Source organism: Streptomyces sp. P17, from assembly GCF_032436805.1.
Lineage (GTDB): Bacteria > Actinomycetota > Actinomycetes > Streptomycetales > Streptomycetaceae > Streptomyces.
Genome location: NZ_JAVRBF010001019.1, coordinates 1 through 262 on the forward strand (window position 1 = coordinate 1; position 262 = coordinate 262).

Below are 262 nucleotides of genomic sequence, written 5' to 3' on the forward strand. Positions count from 1 at the left end.
GTTTTTATCTGGGCTTTAGTGTGATGAGCCTCTCTGCTACGGCTTTGGTATTGCATAGCGGCAGTAAAGCAGCAAAGCGGGCTGGACGATTGTATTTACAGCTGGCGATACTGGGCGAGCTGTTATTGTTTAGTGCCTTGGTATTACGCGCTGCTGCCGCTGGCGGGGTTTATGATTGGCAAAGCTGGCAGGCGGTTGAGCTTGATCATCTTACCATTAGCTTATTCTTGCTGGGCCTTGGTTTAAAGGCTGGCTTTTTTCC

General features: G+C 49.6%; 1 protein-coding gene. It reads left to right on the plus strand.

Features of this window, described 5'->3' with window-relative positions:
* The coding region (locus RMT89_RS43795) for a hypothetical protein (RefSeq protein WP_399499036.1) at positions 1 to 262 on the plus strand (262 nt) is incomplete at both ends.